Source organism: Sphingomonas sp. Leaf38 (genome assembly GCF_001421825.1).
GTDB lineage: Bacteria > Pseudomonadota > Alphaproteobacteria > Sphingomonadales > Sphingomonadaceae > Sphingomonas.
Genome location: NZ_LMLD01000011.1, coordinates 1,207,875 through 1,231,401 on the forward strand (window position 1 = coordinate 1,207,875; position 23,527 = coordinate 1,231,401).

Genomic DNA, 23,527 nt, shown 5'->3' on the forward strand with positions numbered 1-23,527 from the left:
ATTGATCCCGTGCTCGTGATCGAGCTTCGGGATCCGATCTACGGGGTTGTCGCTAATCGGCAGCCCCGTCGTGATTCAGTCACAAGATTTTAACAACGGCACGCGCGGCGCTCCGGCGTGACCAGATGACCGGGGCTTGATCCGATGTCGACCGTCACCGCCGTGCCGCTGCAGCCCACCAAGCGCAGCTATCTCGTCTATTTGTGGGTCGGCATCGCGCTGGCGCTGGTTGCCGCGGTTGCGCTCGCGCGACAGGGCGATGACCCGTTAGCGCGCAACGCACGGGCACGCGGCGTTGCCGTCACCGCATCGGGGCTGCAGTACAAGGTCATCTCGCCCGGTAAGCCCGGCGCGGCAAAGCCTACCGACGCGGACGTGGCTCTCGTCAATTACGAGGGCAAGCTGCTCAACGGTACGACCTTCGACAAGTCGCAACAGCCGACGCCGATGCCCGTCACCGGCGTGGTTCCTGGCTTCTCCGAGGCGCTCAAGTTGATGCCTAAGGGGGCCAAGTATCGGTTCTGGTTGAAGCCCTCGCTTGGGTATGGCGATAAGGCCACGGGGCCGATCCCGGCGAACTCGACCCTCGTGTTCGACGTCGAGCTGCTTGATTTCCTGCCACAGAGCGTTGTTCAGCAGATGCAGGCACAGGCGCAGATGCAGCAGCGCGGCATGCCGGGTGCACCCGGTGCGCCTAGCGCTATGCCTGTTCGCCCCTGATTCTTGCGACGGTTACCAAAGCACGTCTTTGATGGGGATGTTCGGCTGCGCTGATATGGATCAGTACGAGTCCCGGTCTGTTCTTCTAGGTTCGACCGCGTTACGAGGTCGAACGAAGAGGGGGCGTGGATGATCTCGGAAAAGTTTCTCATGGGGCGCGGTCGCCATGAGTTGAGCAACGAAGAAAAGCAGGTGCTGGAAGACGGTATCGGTTCGGTCCTGCACGTCGCCGCGCGCAAACAACTGGTCCGCGCGGGTGACCTCATCGACACAAGCACGCTTCTGATCGACGGGTTCGTCTGCCGGTATATGGACGACCGCGAGGGGCAGCGTCAGCTGGTCGCGGTGCATGTGCCGGGCGACTTTGTCGATCTCCATGCCTTTCCGATGAAACGGCTCGATCACGACATCGCGACGCTCGGACCGGTGAAGATCGCGTGTTACGATCACCGGACGCTGCAGGGCATCACCGAACGCTATCCGCACCTCACGCAAAAACTCTGGTTCAGTACCCTTCTCGACGCGGCGATGCACCGGGAATGGATTTTCCGGCTTGGTCGCCTTGGTGCCGAGGGGCGGATCGCGCATCTGTTCTGCGAACTCAACGTCAAACTTGAGATGGTCGGGATGGCTGCAGATGGCCGTTTCATACTGCCGATGACGCAGCCCGACCTGGCGGAAGCGAGTGGGCTGACCGGGGTGCACGTCAATCGCGTGCTTCGGTCGCTCCGCGAGAAAAATTTGCTGACGTTCAAGGCAGGTGAGGCGCGGATCCTGGATCGTAAAGCGCTCGAAGCCGTTGCTGAATTCGAACCGCAATACCTCTACGGGTCCAAAAGCGACTGACTGCGACCCGCAGCATGCGATCGCCAATGGCACCGAAGCCTGGAGAGCCGATCATGTTGAAGCCCCAAATCCTCCCTGGTGTTGCCTCGGCGGAGGGCGGAATCGTGACGCTCGACGGACCCGATGGGGTCGCGATCACCATGACACCTGAGGCTGCGGCTGAAACCGGCCGTCGGTTGATCGCAGCGGCGGAGCGCGCTGCCGGTCAAACGATCGAGGAGCCGCCACTGGATTGAGCGGCGGGCATGCGTAATCGGCCAAACACGGTGCACGCCTTCCTCTGTGTGACTTTATCACTATGCTACCCGGTACATTGACCGGGAGATCCATGTGAAGTTTCTATACCTCGCCGCGAGCGCCGTCGCGCTGATGGCGTCTACCTCCATTGTCGCGCAGACCGCGCCGGCCACTACCCCCGCCGCCAATCCCTTGCTCGCCGATTGGACCGGCCCGATGGGCGGGGTGCCCCCCTGGGACAAGGTTCGCCCCGATCTGTTCCCCCAGGCGTTCGAGACGACGCTCGCCGAACGCGCCGCGGACTACCGCAAGATCGCCGACAATCCCGCCAAGCCGACCTTCGCCAACACGATTGTGCCGATGCAGCTGGCGGGCAAGCGCTATGGTCGGGTGATGACGCTGTTCGGCGTGATGACCGGCAACATGAACACGCCCGCCTATCAGAAGCTCGACCGCGAATGGTCGCCCAAATTCTCTGCCGCGTCGGACGCGATCACCTTCGACAAGCCGCTGTTCGCGCGCATCCAGGCGATCTACGACACGCGCAATTCGAGTGGGCTGACCGCGAAGCAGGTCCGGCTGATCACACGGATTTACGACAGCAGCGTCCGCCAGGGCGCCAAGCTGAACGATGCGCAAAAGGCGCAGCTGTCGCAGTATAACCAGCAGCTTGCGACCGCATTCTCGACCTTTGGAGAGAAGCTGCTCGCAGACGAGAGCAAGGCGATCTCGGTCACCGATGAGGCACAGCTCGCCGGGCTTCCCGACAGCGTGAAGGCGGTCGCCAAGGCCGCCGCTGCCGAGCGGAAGTTGCCGGGCTACGCGATCGTCAACACGCGCTCGGCGGTCGATCCGGTGCTGACCTATGCGACCGACCGTGCGCTGCGTGAGAAGGTATGGCGCGCGTTCGTCAACCGCGGCGACAACGGCGATGCCAACGACACGAACGCGACGATCGCACAGATCGTCAAGCTGCGTGCCGACCGCGCGCACCTGCTCGGGTTCAAGACGCATGCCGACTGGCGGATGCAGGACACGATGGCCAAGACGCCCGCCGCGGCGATGGACCTGATGATGCGCGTCTGGCCCGCCGCCAAGGGCCGTGTCGCCGAGGAAGTTGCCGACATGCAGAAGGTCGCCGGTACCTCGCTGACGATCGAGCCGTGGGATTACCGCTTCTACCAGGAGAAGGTACGTAAAAGCCGGTACGATCTCGATCAGGCGCAACTGAAGCCGTATTTCGAGCTCGGCAGCATCATCCAGGGGTCGCTCTACGCCGCCAACCGGCTGTACGGGCTGAATTTCAAGGAGATCACCGGGACCGTTCCCGTGTTCGAGCCGAACATGCGCGTGTGGAGCGTCACCGACAAGGCCGGCAAAGACGTCGGGCTATTCTACCGCGATGATTTCGCGCGGACCGGCAAGCGGTCGGGCGCGTGGGCGAACACCTATCGCGGCCAGCGCGGCCTCGCCCCGGCGCAGCTCGTGCTGTCGTCGAACAACAACAACTTCGCCAAGGGCGCGCCGGGCGAGCCGATCCTGATCAGCCTCGATGATGCGCAGACGCTGTTCCACGAATTCGGCCACGCGATCCACGCGATGCTGCAGAATGTCGAATATCCTGGGCTCGCCGGCACGCCGCGCGATTTCGTAGAATATCCGAGCCAAGTGAACGAGCATTGGCTGCTGACCCGCGACGTGCTCGACAAATATGCGCGGCATTACCAGACCAAGGCGGCAATGCCGCAGGACCTGCTCGACAAGATCGAGAAGTCGCGCACCTTCAACCAGGGGTTTGCGACTGCGGAATATCTGTCGTCGGCGATCGTCGACATGAAGATCCATACCGTCCCAGACGGCGTCATAGATCCGGACAAGTTCGAGGCCGCGACGCTCGCGGAGATCGGCATGCCGAAGCAGCTGGTGATGCGTCACCGCGTACCGCAGTTCCAGCATCTATTTTCGTCGGACAGCTATTCGGCGGGCTATTACAGCTACCTCTGGTCCGAGACGATGGACGCCGACACGTTTGCGGCGTTCGAGGAGGCTGGCAGTCCGTGGGACAAGCCGACCGCGGATCGTTTCGCGAAGATCCTGCTGTCGACGGGTAACGAGACCGATCGCGCCGAGGCGTATCGCGCGTTTCGCGGGCGCGATCCCGACGTGAACGCGCTGCTGAAGAAGCGCGGCTTCGCGACGCAGGGGGACAAATGATGACCGGCACGACACTGGAGCCCGAAAAGAACCATCGCCTTAAATCGATCCTGGGCGGGTCGGCGGGCAACCTGGTCGAATGGTTCGACTGGTACGTCTACTCTGCGTTTGGGCTGTATTTCGCGCCGGTGTTCTTCCCCAAGGGCAATTCGACCGCGCAGTTGATGAGCGTCGCCGCGGTGTTCGCGGTCGGCTTCCTGATGCGGCCGATCGGTGCGTGGGTGATGGGCATCTATGCCGACCGCCACGGCCGCAAATCGGGGCTGACGCTGTCGGTGACGCTGATGTGCGCGGGGTCGTTTCTGATCGCGATCACGCCGGGCTTTGCGACGATCGGCTGGGTTGCGCCCGCGTTGCTGATCCTGGCGCGGCTGATGCAGGGCCTCAGCGTCGGCGGCGAATATGGCGCGAGCGCGGTGTATCTGTCCGAGATGGCGGGCAAGTCGCGGCGCGGCTTCTTCTCCAGCTTCCAGTATGTGACGCTGATCGCGGGACAGTTGCTCGCGCTCGGCGTGCTGTTGCTGCTGCAATCGACGCTCAGCGTCGGCCAGCTCGATGCGTGGGGCTGGCGCATTCCGTTCGCGATCGGCGGCGTGCTCGCGCTGGTCGTGTTCCGCATCCGCCGCGGGCTGCTCGAGACCGAGAGCTATCAGAACGCCAAGGCCGACGGCACGCCAAAATCGAGCGGGTGGCTGCTGTTCAGCAAATACCCGCGTGAGGCGTTCACCGTGCTGTTGCTCACCGCGGGCGGTACGCTCGCCTTCTATGCGTACACCACGTACATGCAGAAGTTCCTGGTCAACACGAGCGGGTTCAGCCGCGAATCCGCCACGCTGATCATGACTGCGGCGCTGGCGTTGTACGCGGCGTTCCAGCCGGCCGCGGGTGCGCTGTCCGATCGGATCGGGCGCAAGCCGCTGATGGTCGGGTTCGGGATCGCCGGTGTGCTGTTCACCGTGCCGATCTTCACCGTACTGGAGACCGCGACCGACCCTTATCTGGCGTTCGGCCTCGTGGTCGGATCGCTGTTCATCGTCACCGGCTACACCGCGATCAACGCGGTCGTGAAGGCGGAGCTGTTCCCCGCGCACGTCCGCGCGCTGGGCGTGGCGTTGCCCTATGCCTTGGCCAACACGATGTTCGGTGGGACCGCGGAATATGTCGCGCTATGGCTCAAGAACGAGGGCATGGAGCGCGGATTTTACTGGTACGTCACCGCGATGATCGGGGTGTCGCTGATCGTGTATCTGCGGATGAAGGATACGCGGACGCATAGCCGGATCGTCGAGGACTAAGGTCGGGGCTATCGCCGTCATCCTGGGCTCGACCCAGGATGACGGGCTTAGCGCGGCAGTTCGATGATCGCGTCGAGCCCGCCGCCAGTCTGATCGGACGGCGTGCGGTTGACCAGCCGGATCTCGCCGCCGGCCTCGCGCACGATCGCCTGCGCCAAGGCCAGGCCCAGCCCGATCCCGCCGGTCTCGCGGTTGCGCGAACTCTCCAGTCGCGTGAACGCGTCAAACACGTCGCCCATCCGGTCCTCGGGGATGCCGGGGCCATGATCCGCCACGACGATCGCGACCGTCTTGGCGCCCGCCTCGACCCGTACTTCCGCAGACACGCCGTATTTCACCGCATTCTCGATGAGGTTGCGCACCGCGCGACGCATCAGCGATGGGCGCAACCGCATCCGCAGGCGATCCGCTTCGACGAAGCTCACATCGCTGCCGATGTCGCGAAAGTCCTCGACGACGGCATCGACCAGTGCCGCGAGGTCCACATCGGTCGGCAGCTCGCTCGGCCGCCCCAACCGCGCCAGCGACAGGATGTCGTCGAGCGTGCGGTTCATCTCGGCGACGGTGTCGATCATCTTCGCGCGATCGATATCGTCATCGACCGACTCGATTCGCACCCGCAGCGCGGCGAGCGGCGTGCGCAGGTCATGGCCGATCGCGCCGAGCATCCGGTCCTTTTCGTCCAGCATCGCCGTCACGCGCAGTCGCAGCGCGTTGAACGCGGTGATCAGCGCGGCCACGTCGTCGGGCCCTTCGATCGGCATCGGCGTGCCAGGCTCGCCGGGCCGAAACCGTTCCGCCGCAGCGCGCAGGTCGCGGAGCGGACGCGACAGCCGACGGACGATCCACAGGACGGGCAGCAGCACGATGATGTAGAGGATCGCGGTCTGGCTGAGCAACGCGATCAGCAGGCGCGGGCCGGGCTGCGGCCAGGGCGCGGTGATCGTCAGCCAGCCGCGACCGGGCTGTTCGACCGCGATCAAGAGCGCGGTGCCATCGCGATCGATGCGCCGATTGGCCGCACGGCGCCGGTCATCACTGGTCTGGGTGTCGTCCTCGTCGGACGACGGGCGAAGGCCGGTGTCGATCCGTCCGACCGTGACACCCTGATCGGCGAGCTGGCGTCGCAGTTCGGCGGCGACCTCGGGATGACGCTCATAGCCGATCCGGGGAATCGGATCGGCAGTCAGGCGGCGAACGCGGCCGCGATCCGCGGTAAGGGGGCGACCGCCATGCGCCTCGCGGTCGAGCGCATCGGCGATCCGGGACGCGACTGGTCGCGTTGCTTGCGTCAGGCGGAACTCGACCCGATCGCGCAGGACGAGACCGAAGTTGATCACCTGCGCCACGAACAGCGCAAGCGCGATGAGCAGCGCCATCTGCCCCGCGAGACTGCGCGGCCAAGGCCGAAATTGGGTCATGGTCTGTCGATCACAGGGGGCGTGTCACAACCGCGTGACTTCGGCAGCCAGCGTGTAGCCGCCACCCCACACCGTCTTGATCAATTCGGGCGATTTTGCATCCGCCTCGATCTTGCGGCGCAACCGGCTGACCTGATTGTCAATCGCGCGATCGAACGCGGCCGCCTCACGGCCCTGCGTCAGGTCGAGCAACTGGTCGCGCGTCAGCACCTGACGGGGGCGCGTGACGAGCGCGAGCAGCAGGTTATATTCGCCGGTCGAGAGCGGCACCGAGACGCCTTCGCGGTCGACCAGCGCGCGTTCGCCCGATTTCAGCACCCAGCCGGCAAAGGCATAGGCGTTCGCCTCGGGGGCATGCTGGCGTGCACCGCCCGCGGTCGCGCGGCGCAGGATCACCTTGACGCGCGTTGCCAATTCCCGCGGCGAGAACGGCTTCACGACATAATCGTCCGCGCCCATTTCGAGCCCGATGATCCGGTCGGTCTCCTCGGTGCGCGCAGTCAGCAGGATCACCGGCACCTCGCTGGTCGCGGCGATATGCCGGCACAGCGACAAGCCGTCCTCGCCCGGCATCATGATGTCGAGGATGACCAGATCGATCGCATAGGCGGTCAGCCGGGTTCGCGCGCTTTCCGCATCGCCGGCCTGCGTGACGCGAAACCCCTGTTTGGTGAGGTACGCGGCCAACGGCTCGCGGATCGAGCGCTCGTCATCGACGAGCAGCAGATGCGGCATGTCTCCCATCGGGGCAGTGTCTAGCATGGCGGCTGTCCAGGGGAAGCATCGGGGTTCGTCCGATGCTTCCCGTCTTCGCGTTATCGAGCTGGCGCCGGCACGGTCGCCTTCACAGGCGGCGTGCCGCTCTGGTGGCGTTCGCGCCGGTCGTCATGGCGCATCTCCGCGGCATTCGCGCGCTCGGTCGCATCGATCACGCCGTCGTGATTGGCGTCGATCCGGTCGAACCGCTTCAGCGCGCGGGCTTCGAACTCCTCGCGCGTCACGCTGCCGTCGCCGTTCGGATCCATCCGCCGGCCCATCCCATCATGCTTGCTGCCGCCCGGCGGCGGGATGGGAACATCGCGGCCGCTCGCCACCATCCGGTCGTGCCGCGCGGCACGATAGGCGCGTATCTCGTCGGCGGTGATGCGGCCGTCACGATCGGTATCCATCTGCGCGAAGCGGGCGTCGGCCTGCGCGATCGCTTCGGCGCGGGTCGCGACACCGTCGCGGTTCGCGTACTGACGGATCGGCGGGCGCGGGGTCGCGGGGGCGGGATTGGTCTGGGCGGCGCTTGCCACGGAGGCGATCGCGCTCGCGGCGATCAGGAGGGGTAAGACGATCTTGCGCATGTCGGTCTCCGGCGGAGGGGTAAGAATTCCCATCGAATGCCGCTGGTCTACGCCGCGCTTGTCGCAGGGTTTTGCCGCCAAGTAGCCAATATGTCGCAAGATATGTCGGGTTCAGGCGAAGATCGCGACGCTCTGCATCTGTTCGGCGACGGGCGTGCCGTCGGCGTTCCAGATCGCCATCTGCTGGCTCGAACTTCCGTCGCGCGTATAGTCGGTGGTCGCGCGGAGCAGCCACCAACCGTCGCGCGTCTCCGGCTGCGGGCCGAGGATGTTTAGCAGCCACGTCATCGAACTGAGCGGGGCCGGACCGCCGAGCAGCTTCAGCGCGGCAGGCGGCAGGCAGTCGGCGATTGCGATCAGCTCGACCATCGGATCGAGCCCTTCGCGCTCGGCCAGCCGCGCCCAGCGCAGCCATTCCGACGGCCCGACGCCGTCGTCGCGGCGGTCGAGCAGGTCGAAGTTGCGTGAGAAGGCGACCGCGCTCTGACCGCGGAACGTCTGCGTGTCCGGCCCCGGCACCGGAAAGGCGGGCGCACGACCGGTCTGGTGATCGACGCGCGAGGCGACCGGGCCCATGAACACGAACGTCGCGCGCAGCCCGAGCCCGGCCGCGCTCTCGACGTCGACCTGGACGAACGCGGCATTGCGCCCGCGCCGCAGCCGCTGCGCGCGGATCGTGATCTCGCCCGACAGCGGCCCGATGAACGACACCTGCGCGGACCGCAGCGGCGGCAGGTCGGTGTCCGAGCTCTGCGCGGCATGGAGCGCAAGCGCCGCGGAAAAGCCGCCATAGGCGGTGCGGCCCTGCGTCCAATTCTCCGGTACCGTCCCGCGCCAGCCGCCTTCGGTCGGCTCCAAGGCGTCGATCGCCTGTTTGAGACTGGTCATCATGGTCCTTTCATCCTTCGTCATCCTGGGCTCGACCCAGGATCCAGAGCCAAGTGGCGGAACATTCGTGGCTCTGGATCCTGACCTTCGTCAGGATGACGGAGGGGGCGGGGAAAGCGGGGACGCGCCAAGCTGGTCGCGCAGTTCGCGTTTTAGGACTTTGCCGATCGCGCTGCGGGGCAGGTCGTCGGCGACATGGAGCGCGGACAAGCGCTGCGTCTTGCCGAGTTGCGCGTTTGCCCAGGCCAGGATCGTCGCTGTGTCATCGGTGGCGCCGGCTCGCGGCACGTAGAAGCCGACCGGCGTCTCGCCCCACGCCTCGGACGGCACCCCGATCACCGCACAGTCCGCGACCGACGGGTGCTGTGCTAACAACGCCTCGAGGTCCGACGGATAGATATTGAACCCGCCCGAGATGATCAGGTCCTTCTTGCGGTCCATCAGCGTGAGGAACCCGTCCGCGTCGAACCGGCCGACGTCGCCGTGGCGGATGTACCGGTTGCCGTCCGCATCATGCCATTCGGCATCGCGCGTCGCTTGAGAGCGGCCATGATAGCCGTTCATCATTGCCGGGCTGCGACCGACGACTTCGCCCATCTTGCCTGGCGCCACCTCGACGCCGTCGTCGTCGATCAGCCGGATCTCGTGGCCGGGCATAGGCTGGCCGACGGTGTGCAGCTTGGTCGGATTGGCGGTGGCGTTCAGCGCGCAACTCGCGCCGCCCTCCGTCATTCCGTAGAACTCGACGAGCACGCCCGGCCAGCGCGCGACCACGTCGGCCTTGAGCGCAGCGGAGAAGGGCGCGCTGGTGCTGGTCTTGAAGCGGAACGCCGACAGGTCGAAGCTGTCGAAATCGGGCAGCGCCATGATCCGCTGATACTGCACCGGCACCAGCATCGTGTGCGTCGCGCGGTAGCGCTGCGCGAGTTCGAGATACGCGCGCGCGTCGAATTTCCCCATCAGGACGACGGTGCCGCCCCAGCCCAGAGTCGGCAGGAAGCTGACCAACGTGGTGTTCGAATAGAGCGGCGTGGCGATCATCGTGACGGCGGTATCGAACCCCGCGGCGGTATTGCGCGCGATATGCGCCCAGCGCATCGCGTGGCTTTGAACGATACCCTTGGGGGTGCCGGTGGTGCCCGACGAGTAGATGATGTTGAACGGATCTTGGGGCGCGATGGTAACTGGGGTGGGCTCGGCTCCATCGGGAGCAAGCCATGAATCAAAAGATTGTTCTCCCGCGAAGGCGGGAGTCCAGTCTGGGCTGCCGCCTTCGCGGGAGAACAAGATGGAGCGGGCTGCAAAAGTTTGACCTTCCAATGCCCGTGCATTCTCGACATCCAGGAACACCAACGGCGCGCCACTATCGGCGATCATCGCGGCGATTGCCGCCGGCGTGGCGGACGGCGCGATCGGCGTCGCGACGCAGCCAGCGCGTACCGTACCAAGGAATGCCGCGGCGTAGTCGGTCGTCGGCGCGGCGACGATCGCCACGGCCGCGCCCGGCTCCACTCCATCGCGTTGCAGCGCCGCCACGACGCGGTCCATCGTCGAGTCGAGCGTTCGATAGTCCATACTGCCCTTGGTATCGGCTACCGCGATACGATCGCCGCGTTCGAGCGCGTGGGTGCGGATCAAATCGGGCAGCGTGGCGAAGCCCGTGGCGAGCATGTCTGCGGCGGTCGTCATCGCTGCATCGCTAGGCGAACGTCGCAGGCAATGCCATACGGTATATTCGAAAAACGATATCGAGGAGACGCCCATGCTATTCTACGATAGCGCGATGCCCGCGCCCAACCCGCGCCGCGTCCGCATTTTCCTCGCCGAAAAGCACATCCGTGTGCCAATGGTACAGATCTCGATTCCCAAGGCCGAGCACAAGTCTGACGCGTTCCTATCGGTCAACGCGCTCGGGCAGACGCCCGCGCTCGCGTTCGACGACGGCCGCGTGCTGACCGAAAGCGTCGCGATCTGCCGCTATTTCGAGGTGCTGCACCCTGATCCACCGATGTTCGGGCACGGCGCGCACAACATCGCCGAGATCGACATGTGGACCCGGCGAACCGAATTACGCTTGATGACCCCGTTGTCGATGGTCTGGCAGCATACACATCCCTGGACCGCGCGGATCGTGAAGCCACAATATACCGAATTCGGCGAGAGCCAGCGGCCGCGCGTGCTGGCAGCGATGGCGGAGTTCGATTCCGCGCTCGACGGCCGGGACTGGCTCGACGGCGAACGCTACACGATTGCCGACATTGTCCTGCTGACGACGATCGACTTTTCGAGCTTCGTGGGTGTGCCGATGCCCGAGGCGCTGACGCATTTGCGCGCGTGGCATTCGCGGGCCTCTGCGCGGCCGAGCGCGGGCGCGTAGTTGAGTTCCGGTCTGAACAGGTCGGCTCGACCGTCGGCCATCGTGGTGCCGGTGGGGAGGGCCCCGCCAACGCCAGGCAACGGTCGGGCGGACGTTTTCAGGGTCAGTCGGCATTGCGCGTAAAAGACGCTTTGCAACGTCGCGAATCTATGCGAGGGAGCCCGCATACCCGGTATTCAGATTGCCCGGACGGTCCGTTGACCTGAAGAATGCGGACAGGTACCCGGCTACGACGTTGGAGAGGGGATAAGGCGGAAGAGCGACCCGAACGAGGACGCATCTTCCGCCGTCCTTCTCACGTTACCCGGTCATACCGTTAAATTTACCAAACCGTGCTTCGCCGCGGCCATCGTGGTGCTTCATGGTCTGTAATCGCTGTAGCTTTCGCTTGTCTGGTACGTCCTGCCTGTCCTAGCGTAAGGCCTGTTTCGATTTCGAGGTATTGCCGGTGGCCACAGCGTATCAGTCCCATCCCGAGATCGCCGACACATTGGCGATGAAGCGACGGGGTCTGACGCTCGCGTTGCTCACCTTCACCTATTTCTTCAGCTATATGGACCGCCAGATCCTCGCGATCCTGCTCGAGCGGATCAAAGCGGACCTGGTGCTGACCGACACGCAACTCGGATTGCTGTCGGGGCTGGTGTTCGCGATCTTCTACGCGACGCTCGGCATCCCGGTCGCGCGGCTCGCGGACCGGACGAATCGGCGCAACATCATCGCGGCCAGCCTGACGATCTGGAGCGCGATGACCGCATTGTGCGGGCTCGCGCAGAACTTCACGCAGCTGATGCTCTTCCGGATCGGCGTCGGCATCGGCGAGGCGGGATCGAGCCCGCCCAGCCATTCGATTATCGCCGATCTCTATCCGCCCGAAAAGCGTGCGAGCGCGATGGCGGTCTATTCGCTCGGCGTCGTGCTTGGGGCGGGCTTCGGGACGCTGATCGGCGGCGTCGTCGCGCATTCCTATGGTTGGCGGATCGCGATGATGACCGTCGGGCTGCCGGGGATCGCGCTCGCCATCCTCGTCCGGCTGTTCATGGTCGAGCCGCGCCGTGGGCTGTCCGACGCCGCCCGCGCAGCAGAGGCGACGCCGATGCCGAGCGTCGGCCAGGGCTTTGCATCGATGTGGGCGAGCGCACCGGCGCGGCATCTGGTGGTCGGCGTGACGCTTACGTCGATGATCGGCTATGCGCTGACGGGCTGGGGGCCGAGCTACATGCAGCGGTCGCTGGGCGTGTCGATGCTCGACATCTCGCGCTATATCGCGTTGCCGGGCGCGTTGTTCGGCGCGGTATCGGCGCTTGCCGGCGGCAAGATCGCGGACATGCTCGCCAAGCGCAACGGGCTGCATGTCCAGGCGTGGGTGGTGCTGGCCATGAAGGGGCTATCGCTGCCGTTCGCGCTCGCATTCTACCTGATCGATGCGCCGGCGATCGCGATCGGTAGCTACTTCGTGTCGCTGATCTTTGCGAATTCCTACCTCGGGCCGAGCTTTGCGCTGATTCAGCATCTGGCGCCGTTGCAGATTCGCGCGATGTGGGCGGCGATCACGTTGCTCGTCATCAACCTGATTGGGCTGGGGCTGGGGCCGACGATGGTGGGCTGGCTCAGTGACCTGCTGAAGCCTGGGTTTGGTGAGGATTCGCTGCGTTATGCGCTGGTGATCATCGCGCTGATGACGCCTTGGGCGCTGTTCCACTACTGGCGCGCCGGGGTTCTCCTCAAGCGGGCGGAGGATGCGGTCGGGTAAGCGCGCACGCTCCTTCGTCATCCTGACGAAAGTCAGGACCCAGAGTTATGAACGCCGTCCCCTGTAATCCTGGGTCCTGACTTTCGTCGGGATGACGGGAGAGGAGGGGGGGCGCTGCGAGACGTGGCGCTTTGCGTCAGTGCGGCGCGCCGGCTGGCCCGTCCAGTATCCACGCGAGCGCGGTCGTCGAATACCGCCATGTCGTCGCGGACCGAGGCGATCCGCTTGACCTGCAGGCGTGCGAGCTTGCCTTCGGTGTACAGCGCCACCTTGCGCGATTTCAGCGGCATCGACATCGCGACGCGTTGCAGCATCGCAATCACCTCCTGCGGCTGGATCGCGGACTTCGAGAAGTTGCACAGCAGCAGGTGGCGCTTGCCGGTGGCCGACACGCGGCGCGCCTCGCAGTCCAGATCGCGCAGGAAATCCTCGACATGCGGGATCGTCCAGAAGCCCGATGCCTCGACCTCGATGATGCCCGTGTCGAGATCGGTCGTGATACTATGCATGGCGCCCTCCGTGGAGCGCCGGGATCGGCGGCAAGCCGTTAATGCTACGTAACCAATCCGATTCGGCTGTGAACGTGCGCCGATCCGGGTCGGTCGCGCTTTACGCCTTGGCCACCTGATCGTCGAACAGCCCGAACATCAGCGTCGAGGCATACATGGCCACCGCGCGCTCGCGCGGCATCGTCGAGGCCCATTTGCGCATGTCGAACGCCGCGTTCTGGAGCGCCATCAACGCCTGCGCCGCGATCAGCGCATCGACCGCGCGGATCGAGCCTTCGCCGATCCCGTCCATCATCATGCCCGCATAGCGCCGCGCAATCCCGTTCGACCGATCGACCATCGCGTTGCGCACGCCGACCGGCAAACCACTAAGCGCGGTGGTGCGCAACAGCGGCCCGCGCTCGGCGAACTGCACGTCGAGCAATGTCGCGACCGTGCTCGACAGCTTGTGCCAATAAGTCCCGCCCTCGGCCTCGCCCCGGCTCTGCGCATCGGCGATCGTGTCGAAGCTGCGCTGGTAGCAGGCGATGACCAGGTCGTCCTTGGCGTCGAGGTGATGGTAGAAGCTGCCCTTGGTCACGTTCAACTCGGATGCGATCTTCTGCACCGACGCGCCGCGATAGCCGAGTTCGTTGATCAGCCGGGTGGCGGCCAGCAGGAACGCCTCGCGACCCGGCTCCGCCTCGTCATGGCTGAGGTCGAGCAGCGTCGGCGACCAGGTGGCGGCCTTGCCCGCGATGCCGTGCGCGAACACATCCATCAGCCGCTCCTCGACGCGGCCATATTGGTCGGGCTCGTAGCGGGTCAGCCAGATCGGCAGCCAGAACGTGTTTTCGAGCAGGACATGCGCCCGCGCGCCGTTGAGATCGGTCTGCGCGCGTGACGACGCCGGTCCCCAGAGCAGCCGAGTCCGGCGAAACACCTCGCGCCAGCCCGCCATCAGCCGGCCGCGCATCGGTTCCTCGGTGGCGCGCAGATCGGACAGGACCGCGAACGCCTTCTCCTCGCCGCGCTGGATCCGGTTCAGCCGATCCATGTTGAGCGCGAGATAGCGGCGGACGCGCGCCTCGGGCGTCGCCTCTTCCATCGCGACGTCGAGCATCGCGATAAGGGACTCGAGCGTGTTCTCGAACGCCGCCGCCGCGAGGTCTTCCTTGCGCTTGAAATAATAGGTAACGCTCGTCGTGTTGAGCCCGACGCGCCGCGCCACGTCCGCGAACGTCATGCCCTTGGCACTCTGCTCGTTGATCGCTTCTGCCGCCGCGGCGAGGATCGCATCACGCTTCGCACGGAAGCGCTTGGTACCCTGTTCGCTCTCGTCGCTGGCCTCTGCCGGAACCTTCATCGAAACACCCTAACAGCTTCGATTTGAAGATACAGTGCTTTTTAGGCGCTTTCAGGGCGGACTTGAAAACATGCTTTCTGGACCTCTCCGTACGCTTTACCGAATACGCGGTATGGTTTAACCCGCCTCCAAAGCGATGACGAATGGAGAGCCCGCATGGATTTCAGCCTCACCGAACGAGAGACGTATTTCAGCGATCGGGTGCGCGATTTCATCGACCAGAATATCCGCCCGCGCCAGGCCGATTACGACGCGCAGGAGCATGAGGGAGAGCGCTGGAAGGTGCTCCCGGTGATCGAGGAGATGAAGGAAAAGGCCAAGGCCGCAGGCCTATGGAATTTCTTCATGCCGCCGCATTCCGGGCAGACTCATGTCGATGATTCGTTCGCGTTCGAGGGGACGCAGCTCACCAATCTCGAATATGCGTTATGCGCCGAGGAGATGGGCAAGATCGGCTGGGCGAGCGAATGCTTCAACTGTTCCGCGCCCGATACGGGCAACATGGAGGTGTTTCACCGCTATGGCACGCGAGCGCAGAAGGAGGCGTATCTCGGGCCGCTGATGCGCGGCGAGATCCGGTCGGCGTTCCTGATGACCGAGCCGGCGGTGGCGTCGTCGGATGCGACCAACATCGAGACGTCGATGGTCCGCGACGGCGATCACTACGTCATCAACGGGACGAAATGGTGGTCGAGTGGCGTCGGCGACCCGCGGTGCAAGATCGCGATCGTGATGGGCAAGACCAGCTTCGAGGGATCGCGCCACCAGCAGCAGAGCCAGATCCTCGTGCCGCTCGATACGCGGGGCGTGACGATCAAGCGGATGCTGTCGGTCTATGGCTATGATCACGCGCCGCACGGGCATGGCGAAGTGGTGCTCGAGAATGTCCGCGTGCCGGTCGAGAACGTGTTGCTGGGCGAGGGCCGCGGATTTGAGATCGCGCAAGGTCGGCTCGGGCCGGGCCGCATCCATCACTGCATGCGGACGATCGGCGTCGCCGAAACCGCGATCGAGGCGATGGCCAAGCGGCTGCTGACCCGCGTCGCATTCGGCAAGCGGATCGCTGACTTCTCGGTCTGGGAAGAACGTATCGCCACCGCGCGGATCGATATCGAGATGACTCGCCTGCTGTGCCTCAAGGCGGCGGACATGATGGACAAGGCGGGCAACAAGGCTGCGCAACTCGAGATCTCGATGATCAAGGTCGCAGCACCGAACATGGCTCTGCGGATCCTCGATGATGCGATCCAGGCGCATGGCGGCGGCGGCGTGTCGGGCGACTTCCGCCTGGCGCACGACTGGGCGGCGATGCGGACGCTGCGGTTCGCGGATGGTCCGGACGAGGTTCACAACCGCTCCATCGCGCGCAACGAGTTCGGGAAATACGGGGACTTCCGCAAGGGTGGCGTATCGAGCGGGGATGTCGGGGTCAGCCGGTAGAAGCACGTCGTTCATCCGGGGCGAAGTCGGGCGACGGTCGCCTTCCCCAATCCGTTACCCGAGGCCTTCACAAGATCACCACCCCTTGTTCGTCATTCCAGCGAAAGTTGGGATCTCCCCATTCGGGGCGCCCGCCAACCGGGATGCCTGAGCTTTCGCTGGGGTGACGGGCTTGGGCGAGGGGCTCGAGGCGGGGTTCGGGGATAAAGAAGACAGAATCTAACGAGAGGCAGACATGAAAGCCGCAGTCCTTTTCGAAGCCAACACCCCGCTCAGCATCGAGGATGTCACCATCTCGAAGCCGGGCCCGCGCGAGGTCCTGATCCGGACGATGGCGGTCGGCGTGTGCCGTTCCGACCTGCATTTCGTCGACGGCGCCTATCCGCATGCGATGCCGACCATCCCGGGCCATGAAGCTTGCGGGGTGGTCGAGGCGATCGGTGACGAGGTCGGCATGGTCAAGGTCGGCGACCACGTCGTCACGTGTCTGTCGGCGTTCTGCGGGCATTGCGAATTCTGCGTCACCGGGCGGATGGCGCTGTGCGTCGACAGTTCGGTGCGTCGACCCAAGGGCGCGCCGCCGCGGTTGATGCTTGGCGACCGGCCGATCGCGCAGATGCTCAACCTCAGCGCCTATGCCGAGATGATGCTGGTCCACGAACATGCGTGCGTCGCGATCGACCGCGACATGCCGATGGATCGTGCCGCGCTGCTCGGTTGCGCGATCACCACCGGGGCGGGGGCGGTGTTCAACACCACGGACGTGACGCCGGGTGAGACGGTGTGCGTGGTCGGGTGCGGCGGAATCGGCCTCGCCGCGGTCAATGCGGCCAAGATCGCGGGCGCGGGCAAGATCATCGCGCTCGACCCGGTGCCGGAGAAGCGCGCGATGGCGGAGAAACTCGGCGCGACGCACAGCATCGACGCGCTGTCCGACACAGCGGCGGACGAGGTCGTCGCGCTGACCAAGGGCGGCGTGCATCACGCGATCGAGGCGGTCGGGCGGGCGCAATCGGCGGCGACCGCGGTGAAGGTGCTGCGGCGCGGGGGCACCGCGACGATCCTCGGCATGATGCCGCTTGGCGAGAAGGTCGGGCTGTCGGCGATGGACCTGCTGTCGGGTAAGCGGTTGCAGGGCGGCTTCATGGGCTCGAACCGGTTTCCGGTCGATATCCCGCGGCTGGTCGACTTCTACATGCGAGGATTGCTCGACCTCGACACGATCATCGCCGACCGGATGCCGCTCGAGCGGATCAATGACGCGTTCGACGAACTGCGGCGCGGGGACACGACCCGAAGCGTGATCACCTTCTCGTGAGGATGGGCTCATGACGAGCGACGCAGCCACCAGCATGGTCGGCACGATCGCGGTCGGCGACAAGGATCGGCTCGACCTCGATGCGCTTGGCGCCTGGATGTCGGCCAACGTGCCCCATTATGCGGGGCCGCTGACTTACGCCAAGTTCGCAGGCGGGCAGTCGAACCCGACCTATCGGCTCGACACGCCAAATCGCGCCTATGTCCTGCGGCGCAAACCGTTCGGCCCGATCCTGCCCTCCGCGCACGCGGTCGACCGCGAATACCGCGTGATCGCGGGCCTGCATCCGACCGGCTTCCCCGTGCCGCGGCCCTACGGGCTGTGCGAGGACGCGGGCGTGATCGGTTCGGCGTTCTACGTCATGGAAATGGTCGAGGGGCGGACGATCTGGGACGGCGCGATGCCGGATGCGACGCCCGCCGAGCGGACCGCGCATTACGAGGCGATGGTCGACACGCTCGCCGCGCTCCACAATACGGACTACGCCGCGGCAGGGCTTGGCGATTACGGCAAGCCGGGGAATTATTTCGAGCGTCAGGTCGGCCGCTGGACCAAGCAATATCGCGCTGCCGAGACCGAGCGCATGGAGTCGGTCGAGCGCCTCATCGAATGGCTGCCGCGGACGCTGCCCGAGCAGACTCGGACCTCGATCGTCCACGGCGACTATCGCATCGACAACATGATCTTTGCAGCCCCCAAGTCGAACGGGGCAGGGCCCAAGGTGATCGCGGTGCTCGACTGGGAGCTATCGACGCTCGGCGATCCGCTCGCGGACTTCTCGTATCTGCTGATGAGCTGGGTGACCGAGCCCGAGGGGCGTTCCGGCGTGCTCGGCATGACCGGACCAGAAACGGGGATCCCGACGATCGAGCAGGTCGTCGAGCGGTATTGCGCGGCAACCGGCCGCGACGGCGTGCCCGATCTCAACTGGTATTTCGCCTACAATCTCTTCCGGCTGACCGGCATCGTGCAGGGGATCAAGAAGCGCATCATCGACGGCACCGCGTCTAGCGCGCAGGCGGAGAAGACGGTCGCGAAGATCCACGGGCTGGCGGATGCGGCCTGGGGATTTGCGGTGAAGGCCGGGGCTTGATTGCGATCGATCTGGCCGCTCCCTCCCCATCCGTCACCCCAGCGAAAGCTGGGATCTCCCGGTTTGGATCGCAGCGCCAGCCAACGGGAATACCCCAGCTTTCGCTGGGGTGACGGAATTGATGCGGGGAGAGTAGATGTGTCGCAGTTCGATCTGACCGGTAAGGTCGCCATCGTCACCGGATCCTCGCGCGGGATCGGGCTCGCCTCGGCGCATGACCTGGCCAAGCACGGCGCGAAGGTCGTCATCTCCAGCCGCAAGCAGGACGCCTGCGATACCGTCGCTGCGGACCTAAACGCGAAATATGGCGAGGGGACCGCGATCGCAGTCGCCGCCAACATCTCCGACAAGGCCGGTCTCCAGCACCTTGTCGACGAGACCCGCACGCAGTTCGGCCGGATCGACGTGCTCGTCTGCAACGCCGCGTCCAACCCCTATTACGGGCCGCAAGCCGGGATCGCCGACGACCAGTTCCGCAAGATTCTCGATAACAATATCGTTTCGAACCACTGGTTGATCCAGATGGTCGCGCCCGAGATGCTCGAGCGTGGAAGCGGGAGCATCGTCATCATCTCCTCGATCGGCGGCCTCCGCGGCTCTCCGGTGATCGGCGCCTATTGCATCAGCAAGGCCGCGGATATGCAGCTGGCGCGCAACCTTGCAGTCGAGTTCGGACCGTCGGGGGTCCGCGTGAACTGCATCGCGCCCGGGCTGATCAAGACCGACTTCGCGCGGGCGCTGTGGGAAGACCCGCAGCGGATCGAGGCTGCCAATACCAGCGTGCCCCTGCGCCGGATCGGCGAGCCGCACGAGATCGCCGGCGCGGTCGTGTTTCTCGCCTCGCCCGCGAGCAGCTTCATGACCGGCCAGACGATGGTCATCGACGGCGGCGTCACGATCTAACCGGAGACAGACCCATGCGTTTCGAGAACAAGTCGATCATCGTCACCGGCGCAGGCTCGGGCATCGGCCGCGCGGCCGCACTGCTGTTCGCGGCCGAGGGAGGCCACGTCATCGTCGCCGAAAAAACCGAAGGGGCGGACGAGACTGCGCATCTGGTCACGCAAGCAGGCGGTACCGCAAAGGCGATCCGCATCGACGCCGGGATCGAGGACGACGTGATCCGCGCGGTGACGCTCGCGTGCGACAGTTTCGGCGGGCTCGACGTGATGTTCGCCAATGCGGGCATCTCGGGCGGGATGGCGAACCTGTTCGATACCGACGTCGCGCTGATCACCGAGGTGCTCCGCGTCAACCTGATCGGACCGTTCCTCGCGATAAAGCATGCCGCGCCGCGCATTGCCGAACGAGGGAAGGGCGCGATCGTCCTGACCGCTAGCGTCGCCGGGATCCGCTCGGGCGCCGGCTCGCCGGCTTATTCGGCGTCCAAAGCGGGCGTCATCAATCTGGCCGCCGTCTCTGCACAGCAGCTAACCGGCTCCAACGTCCGCGTCAACGCGATCTGCCCGGGGCTCACCGAGACCGGCATGACCAAGCCCGTCTTTGATTATGCGCGCGAGGCCAACAAGATGGACCGCGTCGGCCGTCTGAACCCGCTCCAGCGCGGTGCACAGCCCGAGGAACTCGCCAAGGTCGCGCTGTTCCTTGCCTCCGACGATGCCAGCTACGTCAACGGTCAGGCGATCGCGGTCGATGGTGGGTTGTCGTCGAGCCACCCCGTGACCCGCCAGGAATACGGTAGGACCGCAGCCTGATGGTGCGAGAAGCCCCCCTGTCGACACCGGACGGGCGGTATATCGTGGTTCGCGGGCGGTTGTGGCGCAAGGCGAACCCGGGATTGTCGGACTCGGAGCGGGAGTCCTTCGTGCATGATCTGATGGATGCGCGCCGGGCGGTTGGCCAGGCTCGTCGCAGCGGCGATGAGTCTGCCGAGCACGCCGCGCATGGGGCGGTCGACATAGTGAAGCACAAACTCGGCGAAAGAGGTCCGGTATGGTGGACGGACGGCGCCCCCGATCTGAACCGGCATATGGCGCGGACGACACTCTATGCGGCATGGTTCGCGACAATAAACGCGTCGTGAAGATTTGGAGCCGCCTCGCGTAACTCTCTACAGTCCGGCGATATTAACTGTAGCACATTGGCAAATATCACGCCTCGTCGCGGCCGCAATCGCCTTAACCCACAGCAATGGGCGGAACACGCGGCGCCGCAAAGCGTCCTTGGTCCCATGGAAATCCAGCATTCATCCCTATTCCCCTGGCGCCACAAGGATCAGGACACGCACGTCGCGCTGCTCCGCGATCACATCGCTGAGGCCAGTTTCCCTTGCGTCGGCGCCAAGGCCGCGGTCGCGAAGGGGACGCTCGAGGTGATGTCGTGCAACCGGATCGATAGCGCGTGGGACGATGTGCGGATCCATGACGGTCTGCTGACCTTCGCGGCCGCGTATCGCGAGGATCCCGCGCTGTTCCGGAGCTTTGCCGTCGTGTTCGACGAACCCGTCACGTTCGACGAACCGACGTTCGAGCGGCATCTCTGGAACCGTATCCAGTCGCTGTCCGACAAGGACGTCTGGCGCGGCCAGGATTACGATTCGCGGGTAAGTGCGGATCCCGACAGCCCGCATTTCTCCCTGAGCTTTGGCGGCGAAGCGTTTTTCGTCGTCGGCCTGCATCCCAATGCGAGCCGCCCGGCGCGTCAGTTCGCGCGTCCTACGATGGTCTTCAATCTCCACGACCAGTTCACGATCCTGCGCGCGCAGGGTCGTTACGAGACGATGCGCGAAAAGATTATGGTGCGCGACGAGGCGATTGCCGGGTCGCGCAACCCGATGCTCACGCGGCACGGCGAGATGAGCGAGGCCCGACAGTATAGCGGGCGCTCTGTCGACGAAGTCTGGCGCTGTCCGTTTTCCTATCAGGGGTCATCGCAATGAGCGGCATGATGCAGGCACCGATGATTCATGAGATTCCCGAGCGGAGCGGCGCGGCTTTTGGGCTGGCGCGCGGCGAGATCCTGACGGTGATCGATCCGCGCGGCGAGCAGGTCGCCGATCTGCTCGCCTTCGCGGCAGACGATCTCGATGAGGTCATCTCCTCGGGCCGGACGCTCGATTATGCGGAAACGATCTACCTGACGACGGGGCATAAACTTTATTCGAACCGGTCGCAGCCGATGCTCGAGATCGTTGCGGATGATGTAGGGCGGCATGATTTCCTGCTCACGCCGTGCTCCTACGATACGTTCCACCACTTCTATCCGACGCTGCCGCCGCATCGGGGTTGTTTCGGTAATTTGGCTGCGGCGCTCGAGCCGTACGGCGTCGTGCCCGACCGGATACCCACCGCGTTCAATTGCTTCATGAACGTGCCCATTGACGCCGAAACGGGTAAGCTTCGCGTGCTGCCGCCGATCAGCAAGGCGGGCGACCAGATCGTTTTCCGCGCAGTAATGGATCTGGTGATCGGCTTGACGGCATGCTCGGCGCCGGATTCGAACGGCGGTACGTTCAAGCCGATCCACTACGCGATCGGCGCAAACCCGCGGCTTGATTAGGAACCGGGCTGGCGCGAGTTGCGGGGATCATACGCTTGCGTAACGACTTTGTGGGGACCATTTGGGGGCCGCGGGCGTTTGACGTCCGACCCCATTCATGAAGGAGAATCCTGATGGCTTTCGAACTCCCACCGCTGCCCTACGCCTATGACGCGCTCGAGCCGGTGATCGACCAGGAGACGATGAAGTTTCATCACGATAAGCATCACGCCGCCTACACCAACAAGCTGAACGAGGGCGTCGAGAAGGACCCCGCGCTGGCCGGCAAGACGATCGAGGACATCCTCGGCATGATCTCGTCGCAGCCGCCGCTGGTCCGTAACAACGGCGGTGGCTTCTGGAACCACGACTTTTTCTGGAAGACGATGGCAGCCAAGAGCGGCCAGGCACCGTCGGGCAAGCTGGCCGAGGCAATCGACCGCGATTTCGGTGGGCTCGACAAGCTGAAGGACGAGTTCAACACCAAGGGTGCGGGCCAGTTCGGGTCGGGCTGGGCATGGCTGATCGCCGACGACAGCGGCAAGTTGAAGGTCACGAGCACGCCGAACCAGGACAACCCGCTCATGGACGACGCCAAGGAACCGGGCACGCCGCTGCTGGGCAACGATGTGTGGGAACACGCCTATTATTTGACGTACAAGAATGACCGTCCGGGCTATCTGAAGGCTTGGTGGGACATCGTGAACTGGGACGTCGTCGGTGAGCGCTACGCGAAGGTCGCGGGCTGACACTTGGTTCCCCTCCCGCTTGCGGGAGGGGCTAGGGGAGGGGTTGTCCACAGGCTGGCGTTAGTCTGTTGGTCAGGCCCTCCCCCAACCCCTGCCGAGCGGGAGGGGGAGCGATCACCCTTCGGGCGGCAGGTCGGTCACGGCCTTGTCGCCCGTTTGCAATCCGTGCTTCAGCAGCATCGGGATGTTCGCGAACGCAAAGACCAGTGTCAGCGGTATCGCACCCCACAGCTTGAAGCCGACCCAGAAATTCCAACCGGCGTCCTTGCCCCAGGCCGCCAGCGTGTAGCGCCAGACGAATTCGTTCAGCAGCGCCATGAAGATGAAGAACACGACCCAGTTGCGCGTCAGCTTGTGCCAGCCTTGCGCGGTAAGGCCGGGATACGCGCTCTCCAGTAACGACTGTAGCAGCGGACGCCCGGTGAGCAGCCCGAACAGCAGGATTGCGGCGAACATCGTGTAGATGATCGTCGGC

General features: G+C 64.8%; 24 protein-coding genes. 16 read left to right on the forward strand and 8 right to left on the reverse strand.

Annotated features, from left to right (window positions below; translation table 11 throughout):
* The first annotated feature begins 144 nt into the window (after window positions 1-144).
* From ASE88_RS12905 to ASE88_RS12925, 5 genes are all read left to right on the forward strand, one after another.
* A complete protein-coding gene (locus ASE88_RS12905; RefSeq protein ID WP_055878575.1) occupies window positions 145-720 on the forward strand; it encodes an FKBP-type peptidyl-prolyl cis-trans isomerase in 576 nt (191 codons plus the stop codon).
* A gap of 171 nt (window positions 721-891) precedes the next feature.
* A complete protein-coding gene (locus ASE88_RS12910) occupies window positions 892-1,566 on the forward strand; it encodes a Crp/Fnr family transcriptional regulator (RefSeq protein ID WP_321163419.1) in 675 nt (224 codons plus the stop codon).
* 53 nt (window positions 1,567-1,619) lie between these two features.
* Window positions 1,620-1,802 carry a hypothetical protein gene (locus tag ASE88_RS12915; protein WP_055878567.1) on the forward strand — a complete coding sequence of 61 codons (183 nt, stop codon included), beginning with the start codon at window positions 1,620-1,622 and terminating at the stop codon, window positions 1,800-1,802.
* A gap of 94 nt (window positions 1,803-1,896) precedes the next feature.
* The gene (locus ASE88_RS12920; RefSeq protein WP_056478359.1) at window positions 1,897-4,017 is read left to right on the forward strand and encodes a M3 family metallopeptidase; all 2,121 of its coding nucleotides are present in this window, start codon (window positions 1,897-1,899) and stop codon (window positions 4,015-4,017) included.
* Window positions 4,017-5,312 (forward strand): MFS transporter, encoded by a 1,296-nt coding sequence (locus ASE88_RS12925; protein ID WP_156357021.1) that lies wholly within the window; start codon window positions 4,017-4,019, stop codon window positions 5,310-5,312. Before ASE88_RS12920 ends, ASE88_RS12925 begins: the two co-directional genes overlap by 1 nt.
* A gap of 47 nt (window positions 5,313-5,359) precedes the next feature.
* Here the strand turns inward: ASE88_RS12925 and ASE88_RS12930 are convergent, their stop codons facing one another.
* From ASE88_RS12930 to ASE88_RS12950, 5 genes are all read right to left on the reverse strand, one after another.
* Window positions 5,360-6,733, reverse strand: coding sequence for a sensor histidine kinase (locus ASE88_RS12930; RefSeq protein ID WP_055878556.1), 1,374 nt, complete (start codon window positions 6,731-6,733; stop codon window positions 5,360-5,362).
* Window positions 6,734-6,757: 24 nt separating this feature from the next.
* On the reverse strand, window positions 6,758-7,477 hold the full coding sequence (locus ASE88_RS12935; RefSeq protein ID WP_055878553.1) for a response regulator: 720 nt from the start codon (window positions 7,475-7,477) through the stop codon (window positions 6,758-6,760).
* A gap of 71 nt (window positions 7,478-7,548) precedes the next feature.
* Window positions 7,549-8,082, reverse strand: a complete 534-nt coding sequence (locus tag ASE88_RS12940; protein WP_056478363.1) for an EF-hand domain-containing protein — start codon at window positions 8,080-8,082, stop codon at window positions 7,549-7,551.
* A gap of 111 nt (window positions 8,083-8,193) precedes the next feature.
* A complete protein-coding gene (locus ASE88_RS12945) occupies window positions 8,194-8,973 on the reverse strand; it encodes a thioesterase family protein (protein WP_321163420.1) in 780 nt (259 codons plus the stop codon).
* Between the two features lie 87 nt (window positions 8,974-9,060).
* Window positions 9,061-10,659, reverse strand: coding sequence for a class I adenylate-forming enzyme family protein (locus ASE88_RS12950; protein ID WP_056479504.1), 1,599 nt, complete (start codon window positions 10,657-10,659; stop codon window positions 9,061-9,063).
* 73 nt (window positions 10,660-10,732) lie between these two features.
* On the opposite strand from ASE88_RS12950, the gene ASE88_RS12955 reads away from it, so the two are divergent.
* Both ASE88_RS12955 and ASE88_RS12960 read left to right on the forward strand, forming a co-directional pair.
* A complete protein-coding gene (locus ASE88_RS12955) occupies window positions 10,733-11,347 on the forward strand; it encodes a glutathione S-transferase family protein (RefSeq protein WP_056478365.1) in 615 nt (204 codons plus the stop codon).
* 448 nt (window positions 11,348-11,795) lie between these two features.
* Window positions 11,796-13,100, forward strand: a complete 1,305-nt coding sequence (locus ASE88_RS12960; RefSeq protein WP_235527935.1) for a spinster family MFS transporter — start codon at window positions 11,796-11,798, stop codon at window positions 13,098-13,100.
* 32 nt (window positions 13,101-13,132) lie between these two features.
* Here the strand turns inward: ASE88_RS12960 and ASE88_RS12965 are convergent, their stop codons facing one another.
* Window positions 13,133-13,609 carry a hypothetical protein gene (locus ASE88_RS12965; RefSeq protein WP_056478369.1) on the reverse strand — a complete coding sequence of 159 codons (477 nt, stop codon included), beginning with the start codon at window positions 13,607-13,609 and terminating at the stop codon, window positions 13,133-13,135.
* A 100-nt stretch (window positions 13,610-13,709) separates the two neighbouring features.
* Window positions 13,710-14,954: a TetR/AcrR family transcriptional regulator gene (locus ASE88_RS12970; protein ID WP_056478371.1), complete on the reverse strand. Its 1,245-nt coding sequence runs from the start codon at window positions 14,952-14,954 to the stop codon at window positions 13,710-13,712.
* A 156-nt stretch (window positions 14,955-15,110) separates the two neighbouring features.
* On the opposite strand from ASE88_RS12970, the gene ASE88_RS12975 reads away from it, so the two are divergent.
* The 9 genes from ASE88_RS12975 to ASE88_RS13015 all read left to right on the forward strand — a co-directional run bounded on the left by ASE88_RS12975 (window position 15,111) and on the right by ASE88_RS13015 (window position 23,052).
* Complete coding sequence (locus ASE88_RS12975) at window positions 15,111-16,394, forward strand: acyl-CoA dehydrogenase family protein (protein ID WP_056478373.1); 1,284 nt, start codon at window positions 15,111-15,113, stop codon at window positions 16,392-16,394.
* 235 nt (window positions 16,395-16,629) lie between these two features.
* Entirely contained in the window at window positions 16,630-17,712 is a 1,083-nt protein-coding gene (locus ASE88_RS12980; RefSeq protein WP_056478375.1) for a Zn-dependent alcohol dehydrogenase, read from the forward strand.
* Window positions 17,713-17,722: 10 nt separating this feature from the next.
* Window positions 17,723-18,805: a phosphotransferase family protein gene (locus ASE88_RS12985; protein WP_056478377.1), complete on the forward strand. Its 1,083-nt coding sequence runs from the start codon at window positions 17,723-17,725 to the stop codon at window positions 18,803-18,805.
* Window positions 18,806-18,943: 138 nt separating this feature from the next.
* Window positions 18,944-19,708 (forward strand): SDR family oxidoreductase, encoded by a 765-nt coding sequence (locus ASE88_RS12990; protein WP_056478380.1) that lies wholly within the window; start codon window positions 18,944-18,946, stop codon window positions 19,706-19,708.
* A 14-nt stretch (window positions 19,709-19,722) separates the two neighbouring features.
* Window positions 19,723-20,520 (forward strand): SDR family NAD(P)-dependent oxidoreductase, encoded by a 798-nt coding sequence (locus ASE88_RS12995; RefSeq protein ID WP_056478382.1) that lies wholly within the window; start codon window positions 19,723-19,725, stop codon window positions 20,518-20,520.
* Complete coding sequence (locus tag ASE88_RS13000; RefSeq protein ID WP_056478384.1) at window positions 20,520-20,849, forward strand: hypothetical protein; 330 nt, start codon at window positions 20,520-20,522, stop codon at window positions 20,847-20,849. The genes ASE88_RS12995 and ASE88_RS13000 overlap by 1 nt, the downstream gene beginning before the upstream one ends.
* A gap of 147 nt (window positions 20,850-20,996) precedes the next feature.
* Entirely contained in the window at window positions 20,997-21,704 is a 708-nt protein-coding gene (gene gntA, locus ASE88_RS13005; protein WP_056478386.1) for a guanitoxin biosynthesis heme-dependent pre-guanitoxin N-hydroxylase GntA, read from the forward strand.
* Entirely contained in the window at window positions 21,701-22,324 is a 624-nt protein-coding gene (locus ASE88_RS13010) for a DUF1989 domain-containing protein (RefSeq protein WP_082466533.1), read from the forward strand. The genes gntA and ASE88_RS13010 overlap by 4 nt, the downstream gene beginning before the upstream one ends.
* A gap of 113 nt (window positions 22,325-22,437) precedes the next feature.
* Window positions 22,438-23,052 (forward strand): superoxide dismutase, encoded by a 615-nt coding sequence (locus ASE88_RS13015; protein WP_056478388.1) that lies wholly within the window; start codon window positions 22,438-22,440, stop codon window positions 23,050-23,052.
* Between the two features lie 114 nt (window positions 23,053-23,166).
* Here ASE88_RS13015 and ASE88_RS19555 read toward each other — a convergent pair.
* Window positions 23,167-23,527 (reverse strand): inner membrane-spanning protein YciB (locus tag ASE88_RS19555; RefSeq protein WP_235527936.1); only part of this gene is annotated, 361 nt, incomplete at its 5' end.